Origin of the sequence: Granulicella aggregans, from assembly GCF_014203275.1 — a bacterium.
In the GTDB taxonomy this organism is placed as follows: domain Bacteria; phylum Acidobacteriota; class Terriglobia; order Terriglobales; family Acidobacteriaceae; genus Edaphobacter.
Genome location: NZ_JACHIP010000002.1, coordinates 441,727 through 466,037, shown reverse-complemented (window position 1 = coordinate 466,037; position 24,311 = coordinate 441,727). Strand labels below are relative to the sequence as shown.

At 59.5% G+C, this 24,311-nt stretch carries 22 protein-coding genes and 1 tRNA gene; 14 read left to right on the top strand and 9 right to left on the bottom strand.

Annotated features, from left to right (window positions below; all coding sequences use genetic code 11):
* Window positions 1–81 precede the first annotated feature (81 nt).
* On the top strand, window positions 82–1,275 hold the full coding sequence (locus HDF16_RS07415; protein ID WP_184215041.1) for a toll/interleukin-1 receptor domain-containing protein: 1,194 nt from the start codon (window positions 82–84) through the stop codon (window positions 1,273–1,275).
* 3 nt (window positions 1,276–1,278) lie between these two features.
* On the opposite strand, the gene HDF16_RS07410 is transcribed toward HDF16_RS07415, so the two are convergent.
* Together HDF16_RS07410 and HDF16_RS07405 are read right to left on the bottom strand one after the other, a co-directional pair.
* Complete coding sequence (locus HDF16_RS07410) at window positions 1,279–2,874, bottom strand: carboxylesterase/lipase family protein (RefSeq protein ID WP_184215038.1); 1,596 nt, start codon at window positions 2,872–2,874, stop codon at window positions 1,279–1,281.
* A gap of 98 nt (window positions 2,875–2,972) precedes the next feature.
* On the bottom strand, window positions 2,973–6,779 hold the full coding sequence (locus HDF16_RS07405) for a TonB-dependent receptor (RefSeq protein ID WP_246408839.1): 3,807 nt from the start codon (window positions 6,777–6,779) through the stop codon (window positions 2,973–2,975).
* Window positions 6,780–7,107: 328 nt separating this feature from the next.
* On the opposite strand from HDF16_RS07405, the gene HDF16_RS07400 reads away from it, so the two are divergent.
* The 4 genes from HDF16_RS07400 to HDF16_RS07390 all read left to right on the top strand — a co-directional run bounded on the left by HDF16_RS07400 (window position 7,108) and on the right by HDF16_RS07390 (window position 12,478).
* Window positions 7,108–9,573, top strand: coding sequence for a RelA/SpoT family protein (locus HDF16_RS07400; protein ID WP_246408837.1), 2,466 nt, complete (start codon window positions 7,108–7,110; stop codon window positions 9,571–9,573).
* 38 nt (window positions 9,574–9,611) lie between these two features.
* Window positions 9,612–10,934 carry a TonB-dependent receptor plug domain-containing protein gene (locus HDF16_RS30545; protein WP_246408836.1) on the top strand — a complete coding sequence of 441 codons (1,323 nt, stop codon included), beginning with the start codon at window positions 9,612–9,614 and terminating at the stop codon, window positions 10,932–10,934.
* Complete coding sequence (locus HDF16_RS30540; protein WP_348641288.1) at window positions 10,826–12,001, top strand: TonB-dependent receptor plug domain-containing protein; 1,176 nt, start codon at window positions 10,826–10,828, stop codon at window positions 11,999–12,001. The genes HDF16_RS30545 and HDF16_RS30540 overlap by 109 nt, the downstream gene beginning before the upstream one ends.
* A gap of 135 nt (window positions 12,002–12,136) precedes the next feature.
* On the top strand, window positions 12,137–12,478 hold the full coding sequence (locus HDF16_RS07390) for a PilZ domain-containing protein (protein WP_184215035.1): 342 nt from the start codon (window positions 12,137–12,139) through the stop codon (window positions 12,476–12,478).
* An 18-nt stretch (window positions 12,479–12,496) separates the two neighbouring features.
* Here the strand turns inward: HDF16_RS07390 and HDF16_RS07385 are convergent, their stop codons facing one another.
* Together HDF16_RS07385 and HDF16_RS07380 are read right to left on the bottom strand one after the other, a co-directional pair.
* Window positions 12,497–14,638, bottom strand: coding sequence for a prolyl oligopeptidase family serine peptidase (locus HDF16_RS07385; protein WP_184215032.1), 2,142 nt, complete (start codon window positions 14,636–14,638; stop codon window positions 12,497–12,499).
* A gap of 81 nt (window positions 14,639–14,719) precedes the next feature.
* A complete protein-coding gene (locus HDF16_RS07380; RefSeq protein WP_221312583.1) occupies window positions 14,720–15,061 on the bottom strand; it encodes a hypothetical protein in 342 nt (113 codons plus the stop codon).
* 130 nt (window positions 15,062–15,191) lie between these two features.
* Between HDF16_RS07380 and HDF16_RS07375 the strand changes: the two genes are divergently transcribed.
* Together HDF16_RS07375 and msrB are read left to right on the top strand one after the other, a co-directional pair.
* Window positions 15,192–15,590, top strand: a complete 399-nt coding sequence (locus tag HDF16_RS07375) for a RidA family protein (RefSeq protein ID WP_184215029.1) — start codon at window positions 15,192–15,194, stop codon at window positions 15,588–15,590.
* Window positions 15,591–15,644: 54 nt separating this feature from the next.
* A complete protein-coding gene (msrB, locus tag HDF16_RS07370; RefSeq protein WP_184215025.1) occupies window positions 15,645–16,064 on the top strand; it encodes a peptide-methionine (R)-S-oxide reductase MsrB in 420 nt (139 codons plus the stop codon).
* A gap of 64 nt (window positions 16,065–16,128) precedes the next feature.
* Here the strand turns inward: msrB and HDF16_RS07365 are convergent, their stop codons facing one another.
* The 3 genes from HDF16_RS07365 to HDF16_RS07355 form a co-directional block, all read right to left on the bottom strand.
* A complete protein-coding gene (locus tag HDF16_RS07365) occupies window positions 16,129–17,484 on the bottom strand; it encodes a PP2C family protein-serine/threonine phosphatase (RefSeq protein WP_184215022.1) in 1,356 nt (451 codons plus the stop codon).
* Window positions 17,485–17,747: 263 nt separating this feature from the next.
* Window positions 17,748–17,936: a 50S ribosomal protein L28 gene (gene rpmB, locus HDF16_RS07360; RefSeq protein ID WP_184215019.1), complete on the bottom strand. Its 189-nt coding sequence runs from the start codon at window positions 17,934–17,936 to the stop codon at window positions 17,748–17,750.
* 97 nt (window positions 17,937–18,033) lie between these two features.
* Window positions 18,034–18,110, bottom strand: a tRNA-Val gene (locus HDF16_RS07355).
* 109 nt (window positions 18,111–18,219) lie between these two features.
* Here HDF16_RS07355 and HDF16_RS07350 point away from each other — a divergent pair.
* Both HDF16_RS07350 and HDF16_RS07345 read left to right on the top strand, forming a co-directional pair.
* Window positions 18,220–19,101: a carotenoid biosynthesis protein gene (locus HDF16_RS07350; RefSeq protein WP_184215016.1), complete on the top strand. Its 882-nt coding sequence runs from the start codon at window positions 18,220–18,222 to the stop codon at window positions 19,099–19,101.
* Window positions 19,102–19,140: 39 nt separating this feature from the next.
* Window positions 19,141–19,797: a CDP-alcohol phosphatidyltransferase family protein gene (locus tag HDF16_RS07345; RefSeq protein ID WP_184215013.1), complete on the top strand. Its 657-nt coding sequence runs from the start codon at window positions 19,141–19,143 to the stop codon at window positions 19,795–19,797.
* A gap of 8 nt (window positions 19,798–19,805) precedes the next feature.
* Here the strand turns inward: HDF16_RS07345 and HDF16_RS07340 are convergent, their stop codons facing one another.
* Window positions 19,806–19,952, bottom strand: coding sequence for a hypothetical protein (locus HDF16_RS07340; RefSeq protein WP_184215010.1), 147 nt, complete (start codon window positions 19,950–19,952; stop codon window positions 19,806–19,808).
* 312 nt (window positions 19,953–20,264) lie between these two features.
* Between HDF16_RS07340 and HDF16_RS07335 the strand changes: the two genes are divergently transcribed.
* The 5 genes from HDF16_RS07335 to hscB all read left to right on the top strand — a co-directional run bounded on the left by HDF16_RS07335 (window position 20,265) and on the right by hscB (window position 23,830).
* On the top strand, window positions 20,265–20,762 hold the full coding sequence (locus tag HDF16_RS07335) for an RrF2 family transcriptional regulator (protein ID WP_184215007.1): 498 nt from the start codon (window positions 20,265–20,267) through the stop codon (window positions 20,760–20,762).
* A 50-nt stretch (window positions 20,763–20,812) separates the two neighbouring features.
* Window positions 20,813–22,093: an IscS subfamily cysteine desulfurase gene (locus HDF16_RS07330; RefSeq protein ID WP_184215004.1), complete on the top strand. Its 1,281-nt coding sequence runs from the start codon at window positions 20,813–20,815 to the stop codon at window positions 22,091–22,093.
* A gap of 81 nt (window positions 22,094–22,174) precedes the next feature.
* Entirely contained in the window at window positions 22,175–22,594 is a 420-nt protein-coding gene (iscU, locus tag HDF16_RS07325) for a Fe-S cluster assembly scaffold IscU (protein WP_184215001.1), read from the top strand.
* A 135-nt stretch (window positions 22,595–22,729) separates the two neighbouring features.
* Entirely contained in the window at window positions 22,730–23,212 is a 483-nt protein-coding gene (locus HDF16_RS07320) for a HesB/IscA family protein (RefSeq protein WP_184214998.1), read from the top strand.
* A 9-nt stretch (window positions 23,213–23,221) separates the two neighbouring features.
* Window positions 23,222–23,830: a Fe-S protein assembly co-chaperone HscB gene (gene hscB, locus HDF16_RS07315; protein ID WP_184214995.1), complete on the top strand. Its 609-nt coding sequence runs from the start codon at window positions 23,222–23,224 to the stop codon at window positions 23,828–23,830.
* A 3-nt stretch (window positions 23,831–23,833) separates the two neighbouring features.
* On the opposite strand, the gene HDF16_RS07310 is transcribed toward hscB, so the two are convergent.
* Window positions 23,834–24,241, bottom strand: coding sequence for a VOC family protein (locus HDF16_RS07310; protein ID WP_348641267.1), 408 nt, complete (start codon window positions 24,239–24,241; stop codon window positions 23,834–23,836).
* Between the last annotated feature and the right edge of the window lie 70 nt (window positions 24,242–24,311).

Sequence of the window (24,311 nt, the reverse complement as noted above, 5' to 3'; positions counted from 1 at the left end):
TTCTTGCTGAAAGCAGTGTCTCCGCCTATTCTGGCCGTATCTGAAATCACTTCAGTTTTCGAGTGCAGAAGAGGGAATGTCTTGGCAGATGCAATCTTCATCAGCTACCGTCGTGACGACTCCGAGGGCGAGGCAGGGCGGCTCTTCGATGATCTGACGCGCGCCTTCGGGAGCGAAGCCGTATTCATGGATGTTGCGGGGATCAAGCCGGGCGTGGACTTCCGCCGCGCAATCGAGCAGAACGTGGCAAGCTGCGGCGTTCTGCTGGCAATGATTGGGCCGAGGTGGCTCAGCACAGCTAATTCCGAGGGTGCTCGGAGACTCGACGACCCAAACGACTTTGTCGCGCTCGAGATTGCATCCGCGATGAAGCGCGATGTGCCGGTGATTCCCGTGCTGGTCCACGAAGCGACGATGCCTGCCGTGGACAAGCTTCCGGAGAGCCTCAAAGACCTCGCCTTCCACAACAGCGTGGAGCTCTCGCACGCGCGCTGGAACTCTGACGTGGGGCTGCTTATTGAAGCGCTGAAGGCGTACGTCACTCAGAGCCCATCTGCGCAAACGGCCGTTGTGCATGCGACCGTGCCGGTGCAGCTTCCGGCTCCGCATCCTCCGGGCGATGTGTCGAGGCCAGCGGCAGACGGCTCAAAGACTCCGCTGATCGCTGGAATTGCGTTGGTGACGCTGGCTGTGGCCGGGGGGATGGCCTACCTTGCTATGCGGCCTTCGGCTGCGCCGAAACCGGTAGACAGCACTCCCGTCACCGGTGCCGCGAACCCGGCGAACAATCCTTCCGGGGCGGCGTCGGCAGCTACATCTTCCGATGCGCCCGCAACTACTCCTGTCCAGGCACGAACGATGACAGCGTCCGTGTCCGTTACCGCGGCAGATGGCAGGCCAGAAACGTTGCCGGCGAAGACGCCAGGCCCAGGAGACTCCTACGTCGGGACATGGAGGCGTAGCGTCTCGGCCGGAAACGGCGACACACTTGGTTTGCTGGCCTTTTCAAAGGCAGGCGATGGTCTGACGATCCATGCTTTTGGAAGCTGCCAGGCTCCGGTGTGCGACTGGGGATCTCAGCCCGCCGTCGGGGACGGAGACAACATGACCGCCACCTTTTCCCCGAAGCCGAGCGGTTCCGATACCTCGAGGACGGTGCGGGTGACGACGCATCTCGTCCCTGAAGGGCTCGACGTGATGATTCAGAACTCCTTTGAGAGTCCAGCGGGTACACGGCATAGCTCCGCGCACACGCTGTTTCTCAAAGTAAATTGACGACTACTTGGCCCAGATGGAGTCAAGCACGAGATCCCGGCTCCGCGTGGCGTCCTTGTCCGCAGCCGGCTGAGCACTGAGATGCATCACCTGCCAGTCGGATGCAGCGTTGTATACAGGCCATTTCGTGAGGCCGGCTCCGTTGGGATCTCCCATCTTCGCGAAGTTGCTCCAGTACTGTTGCATCTGCTTGCTCAGTGCCTGGTCTTCGGGCGTCCATTTGAAGTCAGTTAGAAGATGCTGGCTGCCGAAGACATAGGCGATCTCGCCTGAGTGGTAGGCGGAGTCGCCGGCCGCGTGGAACGGATCGGCGGGAACGACTTCATCGAAGCGGTAGCGGTACACCGGCTGCTTGCCGGTTGTCGCCTGAGCCTCAAGCCACTTCCAGGTGGAGTAGGCGATGAAGCTGTCCGCGGTAAGGTCAGAGGCGGCGCGGATGGAGTCGGCGTCCGAGGCGGCGGTATAGGCCGCGAGGACCTTCGGTGCGTCGTCCCCGAACTGCTTGTTGACCGACGCCTGGAAGCTATCGACGGTGGACTTGCTCAGCACGCCGCCCTCGTCGTGGTTCCAGCCGGCGAGTAGGGGAATGTCGTTCTGCTTGCCTGCTGCGAAGATGGAGGGGACGCTTTCGGGCAGCAGATAGCCATCGACGACCGGGCCGAAGCGGATGAGATCTGGATCTTTGACCGGTTTGGTTGCACGGTCCAGGAGCTCCTGCGCGGGAATGGCACGGAGCGCATCGAGCGTGTCGACGTGATAGACCTTGCTGGCGAACTCGGCATCCTTCACCTCGGCCTCGGCCCGTGTCTTCATTCCCAGCGTACTCTTCGAAAAGGCACCGCCACTCTCGCCGATGGCCTTCTGGAAGAGGCCCTTGTCGACGGGTGACGCCATGTGCGTGCTGACCGCGAAGGAGCCAGCGCTCTCGCCGAAGAGGGTTACGTTGGATGGATCGCCACCAAATGCTGCGATGTTCTCCTTGACCCAGCGCAGGGCGGCGGTGTGGTCGAGCAGGCCGTAATTGCCCGAGGCCTTGTTCGGCGACTCAGCCGTCAGCGCGGGATGCGTGAAGAAGCCGAAGATGCCGAGGCGATAGTTCATCGTGACGACGATGACGCCATTCTGCGCAAGCACCATGCCATCCTGCCGGGCTTCGGAGGTGCTTCCACCCTGGTAGCCGCCACCGTAGATCCACACCATGACGGGCAGCTTGGCGGACTTGTCCTTCGCGGGCGTCCAGATGTTGAGGGTGAGACAGTCCTCGCTGGGGCCGGGGTCGCGGAAGATCATGTCCTCGAAGAATGGCGCTTGCATGCAATGCGGACCGAAGCTGGTCGCCTGGCGAACGTCTTTCCACTTCGCGGCGGGCATGGGCTCACGCCAGCGCAGCGGGCCTACAGGAGGGGCTGCGTAGGGGATGCCGAGAAAGGCGCGGATGCCGCCTTCCTGCTCGCCTGCAACCTTGCCGAGCTTTGTTTCGACTTCGAGCGAACTGCCGGATTGGGCCTGGAGGATGCTTGTGAAGGAGATGAGTGCGGCAAGCGAAGCGGTCGTTGAAATCAAAAGCCGCTGAAGACGGATCGAAGGGAAGAGCTTCATATGAAGCGAAAGTTTACTCCCTCAATCGATTTACTGACAAAAGGGAAAGGCCCGGATCATTTGATCCGGGCCTTTTGAATGGATGGTTGATGGAAGGCTTAGAAGTCGAACCGTCCAGAGAACTGCATACGGCGATATTGTGTGAGAGTGCTTGAATACACACCGGCCTGGCTACCGTCCGTGGAACCGGTATCAAGGGAGTGGACGTCAAAGCGCACGCTATTGGTTACGTTGAAGACCTCCGCCGCAAGCGAAAAGCTATAGCGCTCTCCGATTGCGATGTTCTTATGAACGCCAGCGTCGATGTCGAAGTATCCGTCACCGAAGTACTTGCTGCGTTGTCCGGCCTCTCCGGGGTATGGGTTGCGAGTGTTCGCGAGGGCAGCCAGCGGATCATCAAAGTATTGCGGGCTACCGTTCGAGTCCAGATGCTTGCGGAACTTGATGGGACCGGTCTGCACCACGTAGCTCTCATATTCCCAGTTGGTCGCCCATCCGTTTCCGTCCGAAAGACCGAAGGGTAGACCACTCGAAACGCGGGCGATTCCGGAGGTGTCCCAGCCGCCGATCACCGCATTGACTAGACGGGAGGAGTTTCCGGCCAGCTTCTGCCCGGTTCCGACCGGCAGCTTCAAGACCCAGTCGCCGGTAAAGAGGTGCTTGGTGTTGAAGTCCGACACGGCATAGTTCTTGCGGGGATTGAACCCATCAATCAGGAAGCCGTAGCTGTTTCCCGAACTGGTTGGATTCGCTTCCGAGTCCGATCCAAGATCGAGCGACTTCGAGAAGGTGTAGCTCAAGTCGAACTGGATATTGTTCTTCATCGGGTGGCGGAGAATCGCTTGTAGCGCGTTATAGTTCGCGCTTCCATCCGACGATGTGACGTAGAGGGAAGAATACTGTAGCGGCCAGTAGCGGCCGATTTGGCCACCGCAGCCCGGGTCGCAGTACTCATCGAGATTATTCAGAGCTTGCGTCTCGTTGCCACGCTGTGTGGAGTAGTCGAGGTCATAAATATTCTGTGTTGCCGAAGCGCCTGGCGTTCCGTCGTCTGCCGCGCCCACGCCTGCTGCGTCAGGGAACAGATCTTCAAAGTATGGGATAGGAGCAACCGTCGTTGCGCCCTGGTCGACGAGTTTCGCGAGTTGAGTTGCGGCCGTGTAGTAGTCCGTGCCGCTCTTCGGATCGACGAGGTTGAGAGGCTGCGCGAGGTCAAGCTGCTGGAGGAGATGGCGTCCAAGGCGGCCAACGTAGTCGGCCTCAAACGTAAATCCACCCTTCAGTTCGCGTTGCACGGACAGGTTGAAGACCTCGGAGTACGGCGTCTTAATGCGGTCGTCAAGTCCATTGGTGATAGCGAACCCAGTCCCGTTGATGTCGGTGGATGGGGTTTGTGGATAGTTGATCGTGGTCGCGCCGGCGGACGGATCAATTAGCCCAGGAAGGTTGTGCAGACCGGTGAATCGGGGTGTTGTATCGGCGGTCAGGCTGCTTGCCGGATTGGTTAGTGAGCTGGAAAGACTGAACGATCCATGACGGCTGTAGTTCGTCACCAGGCCCTCACCGAAATGGTCGTAATAAATGCCGAATCCCGCACGGATGCTGCTCTTGCCAGCTCCGCCGAGGAGCTTGTTCATCCATGTGCCGTCCTCTGGAGCGGGAGCGAAGGCAAAGGCGAAGCGAGGAGCGATGTTACCCCAATTCATCGGATAGAAAGGTTTGCCCCCACGCGCTTGTCCTGCAGGAGCGAAGGAGATCGGAGGCTGCACGCTATTTCCCTGCGCCGCTTGCGCCGCGCGCGTGGTGAACCAGTCATGGATGTTGATGGTCGGCTGCACCTGCTGCCCATTCGCTTCGTAGGGTGTTTGCAGAATCGTGTGCCGCAGACCGGCGGTAATGGTCAGGTTAGGGAGCGGCTTCCAAGCATCCTGAACGTAGTATTCCAGTTCATGTGTCTTGAAGCTGCGCTTAACCGGCACGCCTACACCAAGCACGGTACCGGTCTTTCCGTCAGCTGAAAGTTGGTAGTTGAAGTGGTCGGTCTCTTCGCCCGTCAGTCCGGCCAGCATTCCCACGGCGTAGTTGTAGTTCGTGGTGAAATCTGAGTTGACAGCAGGAAGGCCAAAGCTGGTCGGATTGAACGTTCCTGGTTTCTTTGTGAAGCCCGAGTTCAACAGCCAGGAAACATTCTCACTGCCCGAGTTATAGGAGTTCGCGTCCGTACTGTTCTGATAGTTGAAAACCCGGAAGTTGGCCCCAAACTGAATCGTGTGTTTCCCCTTTGTCCAGGTGAGGTCGTCGATGAAGTTATGCGACGGCACGACCGTTGAGCTGGTGCGCTCGAGCGGGCCAGCAGAGCTCGTTTCGCCATCCGGAGTGCTTAGCGTTCTGTAGGTGGTGTAGTTTCCCTGCGCTGCGCCGGTATCCGCAAAGCTTTGCCGGGTGAACCCGTAACGCGCGTTGTTGATCAAGTTGCTCTTGATCGTCCAGGTGAAGTTTCCTGAGATTCCCTTAGAGTCGTCCGTATGTTTGGTGGCGGCCGGTTGACCAGGAAATGCGGACGCTCCGCCCACTGAGTCATTCTGCATGCTGGAGCGGACGTAGAAGCGGTACTTGTCGGCCGGGTTGTAGTCGAGCCTGGTGATATAGACGTTCTCGACCGTGATTGCAGGACTCGAGAACGAGTACGAGCCGGTATTGAGGCCGTCACCCGAGGCGAAGCCGTTTGGGAGGGGGTACGCTTTGAAGAGTGCCAGCGAGAACGGATTGACGCCAGCCCCGTTCGGGCAGGTCCCATTGGCCGAGCACTTGGTGTCCATCGAGGCAAACTGGGTGGGCGTAAGAGTGACTGTGCTCCCATCGGTGGTGTTGTACTTCAGATTGCCCGCCGCCAAAGATGCTGTGGGTACAGTTTGCGAAACTGCAACTCCCTCGTCTCTGCGGAACCCTTCGTAGTTGCCGAAGAGGAAGAGCTTGTCCTTCTTGATGGGGCCGCCAAGGCGAATGCCATACACGTTGTAGATGAGTTTCGGAGGGGAGTTCGGCAGGTCGGAGTTCAATTGGCCTTGCTTGGCGAACCAGTCATTGGCCTCGCCGACATTGGTGCGGTTGTAGTCATAGATCGCACCATGAAGGGAGTTTGTGCCTGACCGGGTTACAAGGTTCACCTGGCCACCCGATGACCGCCCGGAGTCCGCGTTCGCGTTCGAGGTGGTTACACGGAACTCTTCGGTCGAGTCGAGCGTCGTTCGCAGTACGCCCGTGAAAGCGGAAGGCGCAATCTGATCGTTGTTGTCCACGCCATCCAGCGTGATGTTCGTCTGGTCGGCACGCGCTCCGCTGACGACGCCGTTTCGGCTCTCCGTCGAATTTGTGTCTCCGATGTACAGCACGCCCGGCTGCAGGGCCAGCAGCGTTGCTGGATTTCGTGCCTCGCTCGGCAGCTCCATGATGGTTTGGTTATTGATCGCGTTCCCGATCGTCGCGTCGGTGGTATTCAGCGTTTGGGCGGCTGCGGAGACGTCGACGGTGACCGACTCGGCTGTGACGCCCAGCTTCACATTGATCGTTGCCGGTTGGGCGACGAGGAGTTCCGCGCTTAGTGTTTGCTTGGCGAACCCGGCCATCTCTACGGTAATCGTGTACTTGCCGGGCGCTATCTGCTGAAACGAGTACTCACCTTGGCCGTTTGCCTTCGTCGAAGAATCGGAGCCGTTGGCATTGTTCTTGATCGACACGGCTGCGCCGGGAATCGCAGCGCCGGTGGAGTCGGTGACGGAACCGCGGAGCGAGGTGCTGGCGTTTTGGGCCAGGAGGGTTGGTGCCAGCAAAGTCGAGCCCAGGTATGACGTGGCCAGAGACGCGACAAACAGAAACACTGCGGGTATACGGGAGCGTCCGATCAAAACTTCCTCCGAAAGATGCGACTACAGTTTTCCCGCTTTGAATAGGTGCGGAAACGGGTCTGTTCGAATGTGAATTGTGAGAGCGCGATCTAAATTGTGAGTGCGTGTATCTCTAGTCTTTCGCAGAGAATTCACAATTGCAAGCGAATTGTTGTCACACTTTCATCACGTGGCGACGTGCGTTCCTCGTGTATAGCCGCCGACAGGTTCATTGGGGCGACTTCACGCACGGGTATAAGAGTTGTCTATTCGCGGGATAGATGGGAATAGAGGTTGGCGCTCCTCTACAGTGCATGTCGCTGCTCATATTGTCCGCTTATAATGAACTATGGCACCTGTCCACCCAGTCTCGTCGGAGGCTGCGACCCCCGATACTGACCTGCCGGGCCAGGCGAACTCGGCCTTAGAGGCAGAGGAATTTACTGAGCGCGGAACTGAGCGCGGAATCGTGCCAAGTGGGACGGAAGTCTTTGCCGAGCCCACTGAAACGGTAAGTTCGGTGCCTCCTGATCTGCCACTCGGAACAGAAGTCCTCGCTGCGGCCTACTTGTCCGGGTTCTCTGATACCGAGATCAAGACTGTTGACAACGACTTCCGGACACTCTTGAAGACGGTCCGCGCCAATCGCCCAGTGGATGATCTCGAGGTCATCTGCGCGGCGTGGAGGTTCTGCCTGCAACAACATGCAGGGCAGAAACGCGCCAGCGGCGAGCCGTACATCATCCATCCGCTTGAGGTTGCGCAGGTACTTGCAGAGTTGAAGATGGATTCGACGGCTATCGCCGCCGGTTTGCTGCACGATGCGGTTGAAGACACCGACGTCACCTCGCCTGAGATTGCGAAGCGCTTTGGCGACCAGGTGGCGCATATCGTCGAGGGCGTCACCAAGCTCGACAAGATCAAGTTTGCGAACCGCGAGGATCACCAGGCGGAGAACATCCGCAAGATGCTGCTGGCGATGGTGGACGACATTCGCGTTGTCATCATCAAACTCGCCGACCGGCTGCACAACATGCGGACGCTCGAGCACCTGAAGCCCGAGAAGCAACAGAAAATTGCGCGCGAGACGCTGGACATCTACGCTCCGCTGGCGCACCGGCTGGGCATGGGTAAGCTGCGCGGAGAGCTTGAAGATCTGGCGTTCCGCTATACCGATCCTTTCGCGTACAGCCAGGTGACGGCGGAGGTTGATGCGCTGCGGGGCGAAGGCGAGATCTTTCTGCACAAGATCGTCGGCGAGGTGGAAGCGAAGCTTCGCGAACACCACATCAAAGGCCGGGTTGAGTCGCGTATCAAGCGGCTCTACTCGATCCAGCAGAAGCTGGAGTCGCAGAAGATCCCGGTTGACCAGGTCTACGATCTGCTTGCGATCCGAGTCATCTGCACGACGGTTGGCGATTGCTACGCTCTGCTGGGCTTGTTGCATAGCGTATGGCGACCGGTGCCGGGGCGCATCAAGGACTTCATCGCGATGCCGCGGCCGAACCTTTATCAATCGCTGCATACGACGCTGATCGCTCCTGGTGGCCACCAGTTCGAGGTGCAGATTCGCACCGAAGAGATGCACCGAGTGGCCGAAGAGGGAATCGCGGCTCACTGGAAGTACAAGGCTTCAGACTCCGTCACCGCCAAGGATGAAGCACGGCTTGCGTGGGTGCGCCAGTTGATGGAGTGGCAGCGCGAGATGTCCGACCCCAACGAGTTCATGTCGACGCTGAAGATCGACCTGTATCCGGAGGAGGTCTATACCTTCACGCCGAAGGGCAAGGTGGTGGTGCTGCCGAAGGACGCGAGCCCGATCGACTTTGCCTACACGATTCACACCGAGGTCGGCAACACGACGGTAGGCGCGAAGGTGAACGGCCGCATCGTTCCGTTGCGGACGAAGCTGCGCAACGGCGACATCGTCGAGATCACCACGCAGACCGGTCATGCTCCGAGCCGCGACTGGCTCAGCTTTACCAAGAGCAGCCGTGCTCGCAACAAGATCAAGCACTGGATCAACGAGCACCAGCGCGAACGCGCGATCGAGATTGGTCGCAAGCTGCTGGAGCGCGAGGCGCGGAAGTACAAGGTCTCGCTGCACAAGTTCACCATCGCGGACTACGAGCGCGTGGCCACGGAGTACGGGCTTGGCACCGAGGCTGAACTGCTCGGCGGCATAGGGTTCGGCAAGTACTCGACGCGGCAGGTGCTGAACAAGCTGGAGCCGGGATCGACGATGGCGGCTGAACCCGCGCCTTCTGAATCCGCAGTAGGCAACGCGATCGGGCAGATGTCCGATGTGGTCAAACGCGTCTTCTTCGGCAAGGGCTCCGATTCGCTACAAGTGGAGGGGCAGGACGACCTGCTGGTCTACCGCGCGCGTTGTTGCAACCCTATCCGTGGTGAAGAGATTATCGGCTACGTGACGCGGGGCAAGGGCGTTGCGGTGCACGCCAGAAGCTGTCCGAATGTTCAGAACCTGTTGTATGAGTCGGACCGCCGCATCCAGGTGGAGTGGGCCGCCGCTCCGGCGAGCCCGGGCGATGCGAAGTCCCCCAAGCCTACGACCTATCCCGTCCGCCTTACAGTTCTTTGTGAAGACCGCGCCGGCCTTCTGAAAGAGTTCACTGCGATCATCGCGGATGATGGAACGAACATACGCTCGGTCGATTCAAAGCCGACTCCTGATGGACAGGCTCTGGTTGACTTCGTCGTGGAGACGGTCGATGTGCGGCATCTGAACCGACTGGTGCTAAACCTGCGCAAGGTCCCTGGAGTGAGAGAAGTGCACCGCGTGCAGAAGATCTGACACGCCGTCAGCGCGTATGGTGTTGAGGTGGCTTCTTTATGAAGAAGATCCCTTTCCTCTTTCTTTGTTGGTCCAGCGCAGTATTTGGTCAGGCGAACCAGGGCGAACTGCAGTTGAGAGTCACCGGCCCCGACGGAGCCGCAGTGAAAGGCCCGGTGCGTATCGTGAGCGAGAGCAACCACTACACCAACACCATCACAGCGGATGCCGAAGGACGCGCCGTCCTGCAGCACCTGCCGTTCGGGCTCTATCGCGTGGAGGTCCGGCAGCCCGGCTTCGCATCACTCTCGCAGGCCTTCGAGATACAGACCTCCATTCCATTGCACGAGGGCATTCAGCTAAAGCTCTCCTCCGTTCGACAGTCCATCGATGTGAGCGCGGGGGAGACGCTGCTCGACACCGATGACGCTGGGTCGATCAATCAGATTGGCTCGGAAGATATTCAGAACCGGCTCAGCTCCATCCCGGGCCGCTCGATTCAGGACCTCGTCAGTTCGCAGCCAGGATGGCTCTATGAAGGAAACGCTGTTCTGCATCCGCGCGGCTCCGAGTACCAGACACAGTTTGTCATCGATGGCATACCGCTTACCGACGATCGATCGCCAAGCTTCGGCCCGGAGATCGAAGCCGATGATGTCCAGTCGATGAGCATCTATACCGCCGGCATTCCTGCTGAGTACGGCCGCAAGATGGGAGGAGTGGTGGAGATCAACACGCAGCAGGACTCCGATCCCGGTTTGCATGGCCAGGTCACTTTGTACGGCGGCAGCTTCGCCTCGGCGGGAGCCTTTGCCAGGGGACAGTACGCGTGGGGGAAGAACACGTTCAGCGCCAGCGGTGATGGTAGCCGGACGAACCATTATCTCAACCCGGTCGTTCCGCAGAACTACTCCAACACGGGAACGCTTGGCGACGTTGCAGCGGGTTATCGCCGTGAGTTGACGGCCAATGACCAGATCAGTCTGAGTGTGCGGCATGAACTCTCTCGCTACGACATCCCGAACGAGCTGGTGCAGCAGGCTGCCGGTCAACGTCAGAACGCGGACAACATCGAGACGTTGGGCATCGCTTCGTATCAGCACATCTTTTCGGCGTATGCCACCGGCGATCTTCACGGCATGGTGCGCGACAACGCGAACGACTTCTACTCGAATCCGGAATCAACGCCGGTCGAGGTCTCGCAACACAACTCCTTCCGCGAGGGATATTTCAAAGCGGCTTCACCTTCAATCGAGGACGCCAGGAGTGGAAGATCGGCGCGGAGACTGACAACATCTTTCTGCACGAGAACACGAGCTATCTCGCCACCGCCGATGCCGATGACGATAGCGGCACCAGGCCCGCGAGCCTTGGCCGTTTGAGACGATTGGCTCTGCGGTCCACGGGAGCGCGGCCGGCTGACGATGGTGACAACGAGCCCTTCACCTATCAGGATCAACGCCCGGATCTTGAGCAGTCAATCTTTATTCAGGACCGGATTCGGTTGAACAATTGGACGATCTCCGCCGGCCTGCGCTGGGACCACTATCAGCTTGTCGTCAAGGATCAGGGCGTTCAGCCGCGTTTCTCGATTGCGCGATCCTTCCCCCGGGCAAACACGGTGCTGCACTTCTCGTATGACCGCATCTTCCAGACGCCGTCCTTCGAGAACATCCTGCTGTCGAGCTCCACGCAGATTGAGTCGATCGATCCCGGTGACTTTCTGCGACTACCGCTCAAGCCCTCGAAGGGTGACTACTACGAGGGCGGACTGAGTACGGTCTTCGCGAAGCACTGGAAGCTCGATGCGAACCTCTACCGGCGCTTCGTCAACGACTACGCGGACGACGACCAGATCGACAACACCACCATCAGCTTCCCCATCTCGTTTCGTAAAGCGATCATCTACGGTGCGGAGGCCAAGATCACTGTGCCGGATTGGCATCATTTTTCAGGCTTTGCCAGCTACTCGTACATGGTGGGCAACGTCTGGAATCCGGTGACCGGAGGCATCTTTTTGAGTGACAACGCCGATGAGGCGGCGGCTAATCTCAGTGGGCACTTTCCGGACTCGCAGGACCAGCGGCACAGCCTGCGTGCGCGCGCTCGTTACGAGATCGTGCCGCGGCTATGGCTCGCATTCGGAACGCAGTACGATACCGGCCTTCCCTTCGATTTCGGAGGTGACCGCGATCAGGCGCTGGCGCAATACGGCCCTGAGATCATAAGCCGGGTCAACTTCGATCGGGGACGCATTCTGCCGTCCTTCCAGGTGAGCGCCTCCGCTGGGCTCGATCTCTACACGAGTGAACGAATGAAGATGCACCTTCAGGCAGATGGTGAGAACCTCAGTGACGTTCTGGACGTCATCGACTTTGGGGGGCTTTTTTCTGGCAACGCCATCGGACCGCCGCGCAGTTTCGCGCTGCGCCTGACGGCTAACTTCTAGCCCGCAAGCGTGAGGCGCAGGGCAACTCTCATGCACGTTGTCTTGCTCCCCCATTCGGTGTAGAGCGTGCATTTTATTTTCGATGTACAAGAATAGAGCAATGCGTGTGTTGTATTGACGACCGAGGGAGGGTGAATGCTGAAGATGACTGAAACCGCAGAACGGCGGCATGCCCGAGTCCGTTACAGTTCCGGAACGGTGATGGTCCGAGCTTCGAAGTCGAGTCCATTTGTCGAGGGCTCGCTCGTCGACATCAGCATCAGCGGCTGCTCTATCAAGACGGTTGAACCCTTGTCCGTCAGTCCAGAAGACGTCCTTGAGCTACGCATCGATCTGAGCACGCTGGTCTTTCGCGCCATCGGCTTTGTGCGACGCGCAAGCGCCGGCAGCCTGTCGCTTGGCATCGAGTTCCACCGCATCGCCGAGCAGGACAAGAACGATCTCGCAACCCTCATCGACTACTACGCTGAAGCGTAGCGCTGTGACCGTGCCTGCCTATTGAGAAAGATCCACGGTCATCCCCAGCGACTTCACCATGAAGATGTACTCGTCGGCTGTCAGGTCGACGCGCTTCGAGAGCGGCATGCCTGCGCCGTGTCCGGCGCGAGTTTCTATGCGGATGAGCACGGGATTTTCTCCGGCCTGGTCCTTCTGCATCGTCGCCGCGAACTTGAAGCTGTGCGCCGGGAAGACGCGGTCGTCGTGGTCGGCGGTGGTGATCAGCGTCGGCGGATAGTGCGTGCCGCGCTTCAGGTTGTGCAGCGGCGAGTACTTGTAGATTGCCTCAAACTCTTCCTTGTTCTCCGATGGCGCGCCATAGTCCGCCTTCCACGCCCAGCCTATAGTGAACTTGTCGAAGCGCAGCATGTCCATCACGCCCACCTGCGCCACCGCCGCTCCGAATAGTTCAGGCCGTTGGGTCACGCAAGCTCCGACCAGCAGACCTCCATTGCTTCCGCCCTGGATGGCCAGCTTCGGGGTTGAGGTGTACTTGTTGGCGATCAGCCACTCGCCCGCGCCGATGAAGTCGTCGAAGACGTTCTGTTTCTTCAGCTTCATGCCAGCCTGGTGCCAGGCCTCTCCGTACTCGCCGCCGCCGCGCAGCGTTACCTGGGCGTAGATGCCGCCCATCTCCATCCACAGGACATAGCTGGGCGCGAACTGCGGCTGCAGCGAGATGTTGAAACCGCCGTAGCCGTAGAGCAGCGTGGGGTTCTGGCCGTCGAGCTTCAGACCTTTCTTGTAGCTCAGGAAGATCGGGACCTTCGTGCCATCCTTGCTGGTGAAGAAGACCTGCTTGGTCTCGAACTTGGCCGGATCAAACTTTAATTTGGGCTGGCGATACACGGTCGTCTTCATCGCTGCCATCTCCAGCCGGTAGACCGTGGCCGGCGTAGTGAAGTTGGTGAAGGTGAAGAAGGTCTCGGTGTCCGTGCGCTTGCCGCCGAAGCCGCTCGCGGTGCCGATCGCCGGGAGCTCGTAGCGGCCAATCAGCTTGCCGTCGCGTCCGTGGAGTTCGACGAGACTTTGCGCGTCGGCGAGATACTGTGCGATCAGGGTGTCGTGCACCATGGTCAAGCCGTCGAGCGAGTTCTTCGACTCCGGGATCAGCGTTTTCCAGTTCTCGCGCTCAGGATGCTTGAGGTCGATGCCGATCACCTTGCCATTCGGGGCATCGAGCGTCGTCTTGAACCAGAAGTAGGTGCCGTCGTTAGCGATCGGATCGAAGGTGGCCTCTTCGGTCGTGACGAGCTTGATGGTCGCGGCGTCTGGATGCTCGAGGTCCTTGATGGTTATCTGGTTGTTCGGGCTGGTGCCGCGGTTCATGAAGATGATGAGGTAGCGTCCGTCGTCGGTCACGCTGCCGCCAACGTTCAACTCCTTGTCGTCTGGCCGCTCAAAGACCAGAGGGTCGGACATCTGAGGCGTTCCCAGCTTGTGGAAGTAGATCTTGTGGAAGTAGTTCGCCGTCTTCAGCGAACTCTCCTTGCTCAATTTGTCGGGACGCTCGTAGCCCTCGTAGAAGAAGCCGGAGTTGTCCTTGGTCCAGCTTGCTCCGGAGAACTTTGACCACTCGATGACGTCGGGCAGGTCTTTGCCGGTGGTGATGTCGCGGACGTGCCAGGTCACCCAGTCGGAGCCTGCATCCGAGAGCGCATAGGCCATCAGCTTGCCGTCGTCGGTGAGGCCCATCCCATTCAATGCAACGGTGCCATCCTTCGAGAGCGTGTTGGGATCGATCAGCACATGCGGCTCGCCGGAGAGGCCCTCCTGCCAGAAAAAGATGGACTGGTTCTGGAGGCCCGTGTTGTGGCTGTAGAAGTAGCGCTTGCCCTGGCGGCCGGGCGCGGAGAAGCGTTCAAAGTCGGTCAGCGCGAGCAGCCGCGACTTGATCGCGTCACGTCCAGGGATGGGGTCGAGATAGCTGCGGGTGAGTGTGTTCTCGGCATCGACCCAGGTCTTCACCTCGGGCGAGTCCACGTTCTCCATCCAGCGATACGGATCGCTGACCTTGGTGCCAAAATAGTCGTCTACCTGCTCCACCGTGTGCGCTTCGGGGTACTTGAGCGGGGAGGCTGGCTGTTGGGCGATGACGGCAGAGGAGGACGCAAGGGCTGCGGCGAGAACAGGCTTCATGAACATCATTGTAGGAGTGTAACGAAAAGCCCGCGACGCGCCTGTTGGATAGGGCGCCGCGGGCTTGTGATGAAGAAAAGGCTAGCGGTGGTGGCCCCAGTCGTGGTGGTCGCCGTGGTCGTCATGGTCCCAGTGGCCTTCGTGCATGGCCCAGCCGCGATCGTAGTGATCGTAGTGCGGATGGCTCCAATACGCGCCCGGATAGGGCGGGCGATCCCATCGACCGCCTACCCAGCGGTAGCGGCCTCCGTAGGGCTCCCAATATCCGTCGATCCACGCGTAGCCCGGTCCCGGAAGCGGAGGACGCGCCTCATAACGAATCGGCGGCGGCGGGGCGCCAATGTAGACACCGATCTGGGCGAATGCTGGTGCAGAGACTGCCGCTGCTGCAAGGGTCGCGCTGAATAGCCATTTCATCTTCATGATTGAGCTCCATTCGTGTCTGCCAATCTATTGCTACTGCCATCTTCTGAGATGTACTAACACCATCTCCGGCTAGAGAGTTTCGGCCCGTCGCGGAATTATGATGATTGGAGAACGAGGAGACCCAAGAATGCCCACGAACACGAAGACCGCAATTTCCACCGCCGACGCTCCAGCCGCCATCGGCCCTTACTCGCAGGCGGTTCGCGTGGGAGACATGTTGTTCGCTTCGGGGCAGATCCCGATCGATCCGAAGACCGGCAACCTTGTGGCGGGCGGTATCACCGAGCAGACGACGCAGGTGATGGAGAACATCAAGGCGGTGCTGGCAAAGGCGGGCATCGACTTCGTACACGTGGTGAAGACGACGGTGTTTCTAAAGAGCATGAACGACTTCGCGGCGATGAACGCGATCTACGCAAAGTATCTTGCGCCCGAAGGCGTCGTGCCTCCTGCCCGCTCGACGGTGGAGGTGGCGCGGCTGCCGAAGGACTCCCTGGTCGAGGTTGAGGTGGTCGCGGTAAACTAGCGCCGCGAATCGCGGGGTTCACACCACACGTCTAATAGAACGAGGAGACAAACCATGTCCGAGACAATTGAAACGACAAAACGCGAGAAGATTCACAAGACTGAGGCCGAGTGGCGCGAACTGCTGACGCCAGAGCAGTTCAACATCATGCGCCAGAAGGGAACCGAGCGCGCGTTCTCCGGGGCGCTGGTGAACAACCACGCCGATGGCATCTATCACTGCGGAGCCTGTAACGCTCCGCTGTTCACTTCGGACAAGAAGTTCGAGTCAGGCAGTGGATGGCCCAGCTTCTGGCTGCCGGTAGACGCGGACGCGATTGTTGCCACCGAAGATAACTCGCATGGCATGAGGCGGGTCGAGGTCGATTGCGCGACTTGCGGAGCGCATCTGGGACACGTCTTCCCGGATGGCCCGAAGCCGACCGGATTGCGCTATTGCATCAATAGCGCTTCGCTGGCGTTTGAAGGGAAATAAGCCCTGGGCCGTGGCGACCCGCCTGACCCCTCCTGGCGGCCGATGTGGAGGGATCGTTTCACCCTCACCCTTGAAGGGTGAGGGTCGATACGGTGATGTCGTCGTCCTGCCCGAAAGCCTGCGCGGCGGCTGCGATGGCTTCGGCCGATTGGGTGCTGATGGCGGCGGTCCGGTCGAAGCCATAGAGTTCGCCGGTCTTCGATCGCGCTTCGACGATTCCGTCCGTTGTCAGCGTAAGTTGATGGTGGCTTTCAAGCGTAAAGGCGGACTCTTCATACTCAGCGCTCGCGGCGAGTCCAAGCGGCAGGCCATTTTCCACACTCAGTTCCTCACCGCCGCAGTACGGCGCGATATGGCCTGCGTTGGCCACGATCATCTGTCCATCGGCGTTCGTCCGCAAGAGCAGACATGTTGTGAAGCCGCCATTGCTCCTGCCCATCATGTGCCGGTTCAAGGCAGCAAGAATGGCTGCGGGACTGTCGGTATACTCCACCATTGCGCGCAACATCCCTACCAGCAAAGAGACCTGCAGGGCGGCGGGCACTCCCTTTCCGCTTACGTCGCCAATGGCGATCAGCGCCCGGCCTTCGCGCAGGGGCAAGATCTGAAAGAAGTCGCCGCCCACCTCTCCGAAGGGACGGTATACCGAGTGGATCTTGAATCCCGGTACAGCCGGCATCACCTCGGGAATAAGCACCTGCTGAATCGCCCGCGCCGCCTCGATTTCGGTCACCAGCCGAAGTTTGTCCCGGCGATCCTGGATCAGCGCCCGGACAAAGATTGCTAGCGTCGTCACACCCAGGATCGTCAACGTCAAGGCGGTGCGCTTCCATCGCCAATCGCCGATGACAATGAGATTGCTCCACCCCGTAAACCGCTGTGCAGCGGGAACTACCGTAATCCGTACGATGAAGTGCAGGGCAAACGCTGCGGCGATCATCCGCTCGCGCCGGTTACCGTGGCGAAAGCCCTGATAGATCAGGACCGCAAGCGGAATCTCCGAGACTAGGGCAAGGTCCCTGAAGGCCGCCAGCGACGGGACCCACGCACCCAGAAGGACTAAGACGTAAAAAGGCCAGAAGAGTCTCGTCCATCTTGTGTTGGCGATGGCCAGGGCCTGCCCCGCCACCTCGGCGATCACCGCGACGGCAAAGGCCCGTAGGGTCCAGTCAAGCGGATCGGCACCGGCATACTCCGCTGTTAACTCGCATCCAAGCAGCCCGTAGTACAGCGCGAGTGTCCCGAAGACGCGAAAATCCCGCGCTGTAAGCCATAGCGACACGAAAGCGATGGCAAGCGAAAGCAGAAGCACACCCAGGATTAGATCGGGGCTGTGATGCAACTGATCGACTGCTGTCGTGGGTATGAAGAAAGGGTTGAGCTTGGGTAGCACGATCACAACCAGCCATGCGAGGCTCATGCGGAGACACTCCTCATCGATTTGAGCGCTGTAAGGATGAGGACGGCGACTCTTTGTATCAGTCGACGGAGGCTAGGCATGGACGTACTCGCTTGGGTCTCTGTCTGGATTTGGAGACGATGAATAAAGAGATGAACCATCCTAATTAGAACGCCTGGCCAGCGATTTGGTCAGGACCTCAGCAGGACGAGATAAACACGAAAAGCCCCAGTCGCCATCATCGCGGCTGGGGCACTTTCATTTGCAGCTAATTTCTGTGGAGCTTAGCCCTTTACGACTTTGCCGGTCTTGATGCAGCCGGTGCATACGCGCAAACGCTTGCTGATGCCGTTGGTCACGGCCCGGACGGGCTGCAGGTTTACGTTCCAGCGACGGCGGGTCGTGTTGTGGGCGTGCGAGATGTTGTTGCCAAACTGCGGGCCTTTGCCGCAAAGATCACATTTTTGTGCCATGACTGACTCCGTGTTCCAAACTTGACGATATCGTCGCAGGGCCTTCCAGCAAACAAGCCGCATTTCCAGATAAATCGGGAGATAATGGCTGTGGAAGTGGTAGGCACGTCCGGATTCGAACCGGAGACCTCTACCGTGTCAAGGTAGCGCTCTAACCAACTGAGCTACGCGCCTGCGTGCGTCATTTCAGTCTAAATGGAAGCTGGCCAAAGGGCAACCAAGGTGGGTGAGGAATCCATGGCTCGGGCCATCTCCCAGCATTTTAGAATGGGCTGAGGATCGAATGGCGCCAGAGATCTCCGCGAACCGATGGGTGGCGTTCGGTCTGTGGGCCGCGATTGCGGTCTATGCGGCTGCCCGAGTCTGCCAGATCTACGCCGACTCGCTCCCCATTCTGCTCATCGTCCTTCTGCATGTCATTCCGCCCGCTCTGCTGGCGATGATCCACGGCGGCGGCTTGTATGGCCGCCGGGGTGTGCTCGCGTTCACTGCCATCTGCCTGGGAACAGCTGCTCTCTTCGAGAGCCTAAGTCTACGGACCGGCTTTCCCTTTGGGCGCTACCACTTCACCGGCGTGATGGGGCCGAAGCTCTTTGGTCTGCCGTTTCTGCTGGCGCTCGCGTACCTGGGCATTGGCTATTGCTCATGGATTCTGGCCCTATTGATCCTGCGCTACCAGGACACCCCGCTCCGGGGAACTCGGATTTTCTCGGCTCCGATGCTCGCCAGCTTCATCATGCTTGCGTGGGACCTTTCGATGGATCCGCAGTGGGCGACGATCGACCGTGCCTGGATATGGGAGGACGGTGGCGCGTTCTTTGGCGTCCCGGTCAGCAACTTCCGCGGGTGGTACCTGACGGCGTTTCTATTCTTTCTCGCCTTCGCGGTCTATCTCCGCTCCCGTCCGCCCCCCGCACCGATCTCGCTCGGTTTTTGGCGCGCCCCGATCGCGATGTACGCGGTCTGCGCCCTGGGGAATCTGCTCATCCGGCCGCTGGCTGCCACTCCGCTTGCCGTGGCGGACGCTTCTGGCCGCATCTGGCGATCGGCGGACGTCCGCGATGTCTGCTATACGGTCTCTCTTCTCGTCCTGACGCCGTTTGCCTTGCTGGCGTGGTTGCGGCTCCGGGAACAGGCCGCGACCGGATGCATCGAGAAGCGATGAGGCGGAATCGTCCGATACGCTAAGATTGGCTATCCAGCCGTGGCCTTCCTTGCCCAGTTCCGCGCCGCGCCCAACCTTCTTACGATGGTTCGGCTCTTTACCATCCCCTTCATCGTCATCGAGATCTTGGATGGGAACTTCGGCGTCGCCTTCGCGCTGTTCATCCTGGCCGGGATCAGCGACGGCTTCGATGGGCTGCTGGCGCGTTGGCTCGACCAGAAGACGACGCTTGGCCTCTATCTCGACCCGATCGCCGACAAACTGCTGCTGAGCACGCTCTTTCTCGTTCTGACGCATGTCGGCATCATTCCGAGATATGTGACAGTGCTTGTCTTCAGCCGGGACTTCGGGATCTTGCTGATCGCCACGCTGCTCTTCGCGACCCATACACTTCGCGACTTCCGCCCAAGCCTCTTTGGGAAGCTGAATACGCTGGTCCAGATCGTGGCTCTGCTGACGATTCTGGGCGAAAAGGCGTTCTCAAGCCATCAATTTACGACGCTGAACGCCACCCTGGTTCGGTCGATCGCGTTCCTGGCTCCGCTCTCCGCAGCGCAATATGCCTGGATCGTCATTCAGAGGCTTCATTCGGCAGAAGATCCCCCACGTCGGAGTGCGCCGAAAACTGGTCTCGCCCAGATCTCAGCTGTGGAAGGTGCCGATCCTTCCGGCTCTACCGACCGGGTCGCGTCCTAGAAGGAATCTTAGGCGGAGTCCGCCGTCTCTTCAGCCGCCCGCTTCTGTTCTTCCTCTTCGAGCATCATGTCGCGGTATTCGATGGCGTCGAAGACCTCGCCGCAGTGCTGGCACTCGACAAACTCGGTGTCCTCATCGCGCGCGACGACGCGCACTTGTGGATGTCTGCACTTCGCGGGGATGGGCGTTATGGGCGGAATGGGAAGATTCTCACCCGGCCCGGCAAGCGTGTCAATGCAGTTTTTTGTGAAGACCTCAGCTTATGTACCGCATAGAAAGCTCAGGGACGCTCGACCCTCGGAGAACGCGCTTACGGGAGCCTTCTCAGCATCTTCGGAAGCCGGTTGCATCGGAGAAAATCTGGGCTTACACTTAGGTTGTACAATCCAGACCTTAACGGTCGGGATTGAGCTGGAAATTGAGTTGTGATTTGCCGGCCAACAACCGGATTAGGGCACAAAAACCGTATGCTTCGTCTGACAAAAAAAGCCGACTATGGCCTGATGGCTCTGAAGTATCTTGCCGAGCAGGCGGGCCCAGTGCCGGCTGCGGAGCCGGATGCGCATGTCAGCCTGGCTCAGTCGGCAAAGGACATCGCAGAGGCGTACCACATCCCTCCGCAGTTGTTGGCGAAGATCCTTCAGACGCTGGCAAAGGCCGGAATCCTGGTCTCGCACGCCGGGACGAACGGCGGTTATGCGCTGGCAAGGCCGGCGTCGCAGATCACGGCGTTTGAGGTGATCCGGGCTATCGACGGGCCGCTGTTTATTACGAGTTGCATCACGATCCACGGAGCGTGCGACCTAACCAGTCACTGCACCATCAAAGAACCGCTCCGCAAAGTAAACGACAGCATCAAAGACCTGTTGAGCGGAATCCGCATCTCTGATTTGATCGAGACATCGGAGAGCCGACCGGGTACTGAGACTGCCGTTGGCGGCGGGCTGATCAGTATCGCGCTTTAGGCGACAACAAGATATTTAGAGATTTGTAGGCAAAAAGGGGAAGTTTCAGTATGAGCGCACAGGCATTTGGTACAGATTTGATCGTTGCAGAGAGCAAGACTCCACTACCCGAGGGTGTACACCTTCCCCTCTACATGGACAACCACGCGACCACGTCGATGGACCCGCGCGTTCTCGAAGCGATGCTGCCGTACTTCACCGGCGTCTACGGCAATGCCGCCAGCCGCAACCACGCCTTCGGCTGGGAAGCTGAAGCTGCTGTCGAGAAGGCGCGCGAACAGATCGCAAAGCTGATCGGCGCGACCGCTAAGGAGATCATCTTCACCTCCGGCGCGACCGAGTCGAACAATCTTGCCATCAAGGGCGTCGCGCAGATGTACAAGGAGCGCGGCAACCACATCATCACCCAGGCGACCGAGCACAAGGCTGTGCTCGACACCTGCAAGCGCCTCGAAAAAGAGGGCTTCGAGGTCACCTATCTGCAGGTCCAGCCCGACGGGCTGATCTCGCTCGATGACCTGAAGGCCGCGATGACGGACAAGACCATCCTCGTCAGCATCATGTACGCGAACAACGAGATTGGCGTCATCCAGCCCATCGCCGAGATCGGCAAGCTCTGCCACGAGAAGAACGTAATCTTCCATACAGACGGCGTTCAGGCAGTCGGCAAGGTTCCAGTCAACGTGCAGGCAGAGAACATCGACCTGCTCTCGCTGACCGCGCACAAGATCTACGGGCCCAAGGGCGTTGGCGCTCTGTACGTTCGCCGCCGCAATCCCCGCGTTCAGTTGACCGAGCAGATCAACGGCGGCGGTCACGAGCGCGGCATGCGTTCGGGCACCTTGAATGTTCCCGGCATCGTCGGCCTGGGCAAGGCCTGCGAGATCGCCGGTGAAGAGATGGAAGCCGAATCGAAGCGCCTCACGGAACTTCGTGACTACATGAAGGCCAAGTTCGAGAACGCGCTGGACTACGTCCACGTCAACGGCAACATGGACCACCACCTTCCCGGTAACCTGAACATGAGCTTCGTCTATGTCGAGGGCGAGAGCCTGCTGATGGGCATCAACGACATCGCCGTATCTTCGGGCTCGGCCTGCACCTCGGCGACGCTTGAACCCAGCTATGTGCTGAAGGCTCTTGGACTTGGCGACGATGTTGCACACAGTTCGATTCGCTTCGGCCTCGGTCGCTTCAATACGAAAGCGGAAGTGGACTACGTTGCCGACAAGCTCATCACGACGGTCATTAAGCTTCGTGAGCTCTCGCCACTGTACGAGATGGTGAAAGAGGGAATTGACCTGAGCAAGATCGAGTGGGCAGCGCACTAATTGCGCTGCCGCCCGGAAAGAATTTACAAAGCGACGCATTCTTCGCCGTAACATCAAAGTAAGAGACACAGGAGACACAACATGGCATACAGCGACAAGGTAATCGACCACTACAGCAATCCCCGCAACGTCGGCCAGATGGACAAGAGCTCGGACGAAGTCGGCACCGGTCTCGTCGGCGCGCCGGAGTGTGGCGACGTCATGCGCCTCCAGATCCGCGTCAACCCCGAAACTCAGGTCATCGAGGACGCGAAGTTCAAGACCTTTGGCTGCGGCTCGGCCATCGCCTCCAGCTCGCTCGCCACCGAATGGGTGAAGGGCAAGACCATCTCCGAGGCGCTGACGATTTCGAACACCGATATCGTCAAGGAGCTTGCGCTTCCTCCGGTCAAGATCCACTGCTCGGTGCTCGCGGAAGACGCGATCCGCGCGGCGATCGGCGACTGGAAGAAGAAGAACCACGTTGCCGAAGGCGCTGAAGTAGCCGTCGCAGCTCACTAATTCTCACTCCGCAGATGTCCGTCATTTGACGGACATCTGTCTTGCTTAAGGGCACGGCTTCAGCCGTGCCAGACCAACCTCTGCGGGCGGCTTTAGCCGCTGAGGTAGGCTGGCAGAAGCACCGAATTCAAAACTATGGCCACAACTCTCCTCCAACCCGGAACCTCCGCCCCCAAGCCGGGAGCCTCCGCACCCGCTGATCCGCTCGCCGGACAGACTGTCCTCGACGCCGAGGGCCAGACCGGCCAGAAGGGCATCCAGCTTACGCCGCGCGCGCTCAAGCGCATCCGCGTCGCTATGGCGAAGGAGAACATCACGCCGGACGCGGGTGGCCTGCGCGTCGGTATCCAGGGCGGAGGCTGCTCCGGCCTGAGCTACAACATCCGCTTCGACACCCAGCCCCGTGATCGTGACCGCGTGTATGCGTTCCCGCAGACGCACCTCGATCCGACGGCGACCGACGCCCCGCACATCCGCATCTTCGTTGATCCGAAGAGCTTCATCTATCTTCACGGCATGGTGCTCGACTACGAAGAGACGCTGATGCGCCAAGGCTTCAACTTCATCAATCCGCATTCCACGAAGAGCTGCGGCTGCGGCTCGTCCTTCTCTACGTAGCCGGACCGCATGAACTACTTCGAATTCTTCAGCCTCCCTCTCAAACTCCACATCGACGTTCCGGCCCTCGAGAAGCAGTTCTACGTCCTCTCGCGGAAGCTGCATCCAGACCGTTTCGCGGGCAAGTCACCTGTCGAGCAGGAGGCCGCGCTTGCGGAGTCCTCGCTGCTGAATGACGCCTACCGCACCCTTAAAGATCCCATCGCGCGTACCCAGTACCTGCTCACGCTCGAGGGCGTGCAGCTTGAGGAACAGTCAAAGTCCGCTACAGATGCTGCGCGCGCAACCGGCGAGCAGAAGAAACAAATCGTCCCGCCCGAGCTGCTCGAGGAGGTCTTCGAGCTGAACATGCAGTTGGCCGAGATGCGCGCCAACAAGCAGATGGGCGAGGACGAGCCTGAGCTTCGCCGCGAACTGATGACCGCAAAGGACGCCTTCGACGAGAAGATGGTCCAGGCACAGGAAGATCTTGAAGCACTTTGGACAAAATGGGACAGCGCTCTCGAGGTCCACGACGAGGCAGCGAAGCTCTCCGCCCGCGACGGGATGGTCGTCCTGCTGAACAAGCGCAGCTACCTTCGCAATCTTGTCCGTGACGTCAACGAGGCGCTGGAGTAGACGTCACCCTGCGGGCGTCTCCCACGGATCATACGTTCCGATGCTCCACAGATGGCCTTCGGGGTCGCGGCACGAAAATGCCTTTCCGCCATAGTCCATCTCCTTTAGCTCTCCCACGATCTCCGCTCCGGCTGCCTTCGCGGTCGCATAGATCGCGTCCGCATCGCTTACGATCAGGCACGCATGCTGGGTCTCCTTCTTGCCAATCTCATCGGGTTGGACGATATGGTTGCCGTATTCGCCGGCGTTCTGGACCGACCCCAGCATGATCATGCCGTTCCCGAAGGTAAGTTGCGCGTGCATGACCGTATTTCCGTCGCCCATGTACACCGCCTGTTTCTCAAATCCCAACGCCGTACACAGCCACTCGATCGCGGCCACGCAGTCGCGGTAGCGCATTGCTGGAATCACGGTTGATCGACAATCCTTCGCGAACTGAGCCATGCTGATCCCCTCTCACATCCAATAAACGAGCGCATCC

Coding starts and splice junctions, on each gene's coding strand:
- HDF16_RS07410 (WP_184215038.1), bottom strand. CDS start 2,874: ATGAAGCTCTTCCCTTCGATCCGTCTTCAGCGGCTTTTGATTTCAACG.
- HDF16_RS07400 (WP_246408837.1), top strand. CDS start 7,108: ATGGCACCTGTCCACCCAGTCTCGTCGGAGGCTGCGACCCCCGATACT.
- HDF16_RS30545 (WP_246408836.1), top strand. CDS start 9,612: ATGAAGAAGATCCCTTTCCTCTTTCTTTGTTGGTCCAGCGCAGTATTT.
- HDF16_RS07390 (WP_184215035.1), top strand. CDS start 12,137: ATGCTGAAGATGACTGAAACCGCAGAACGGCGGCATGCCCGAGTCCGT.
- HDF16_RS07385 (WP_184215032.1), bottom strand. CDS start 14,638: ATGAAGCCTGTTCTCGCCGCAGCCCTTGCGTCCTCCTCTGCCGTCATC.
- HDF16_RS07380 (WP_221312583.1), bottom strand. CDS start 15,061: ATGAAGATGAAATGGCTATTCAGCGCGACCCTTGCAGCAGCGGCAGTC.
- HDF16_RS07375 (WP_184215029.1), top strand. CDS start 15,192: ATGCCCACGAACACGAAGACCGCAATTTCCACCGCCGACGCTCCAGCC.
- msrB (WP_184215025.1), top strand. CDS start 15,645: ATGTCCGAGACAATTGAAACGACAAAACGCGAGAAGATTCACAAGACT.
- HDF16_RS07365 (WP_184215022.1), bottom strand. CDS start 17,484: ATGAGCCTCGCATGGCTGGTTGTGATCGTGCTACCCAAGCTCAACCCT.
- rpmB (WP_184215019.1), bottom strand. CDS start 17,936: ATGGCACAAAAATGTGATCTTTGCGGCAAAGGCCCGCAGTTTGGCAAC.
- HDF16_RS07350 (WP_184215016.1), top strand. CDS start 18,220: ATGGCGCCAGAGATCTCCGCGAACCGATGGGTGGCGTTCGGTCTGTGG.
- HDF16_RS07335 (WP_184215007.1), top strand. CDS start 20,265: ATGCTTCGTCTGACAAAAAAAGCCGACTATGGCCTGATGGCTCTGAAG.
- HDF16_RS07330 (WP_184215004.1), top strand. CDS start 20,813: ATGAGCGCACAGGCATTTGGTACAGATTTGATCGTTGCAGAGAGCAAG.
- iscU (WP_184215001.1), top strand. CDS start 22,175: ATGGCATACAGCGACAAGGTAATCGACCACTACAGCAATCCCCGCAAC.
- HDF16_RS07320 (WP_184214998.1), top strand. CDS start 22,730: ATGGCCACAACTCTCCTCCAACCCGGAACCTCCGCCCCCAAGCCGGGA.
- hscB (WP_184214995.1), top strand. CDS start 23,222: ATGAACTACTTCGAATTCTTCAGCCTCCCTCTCAAACTCCACATCGAC.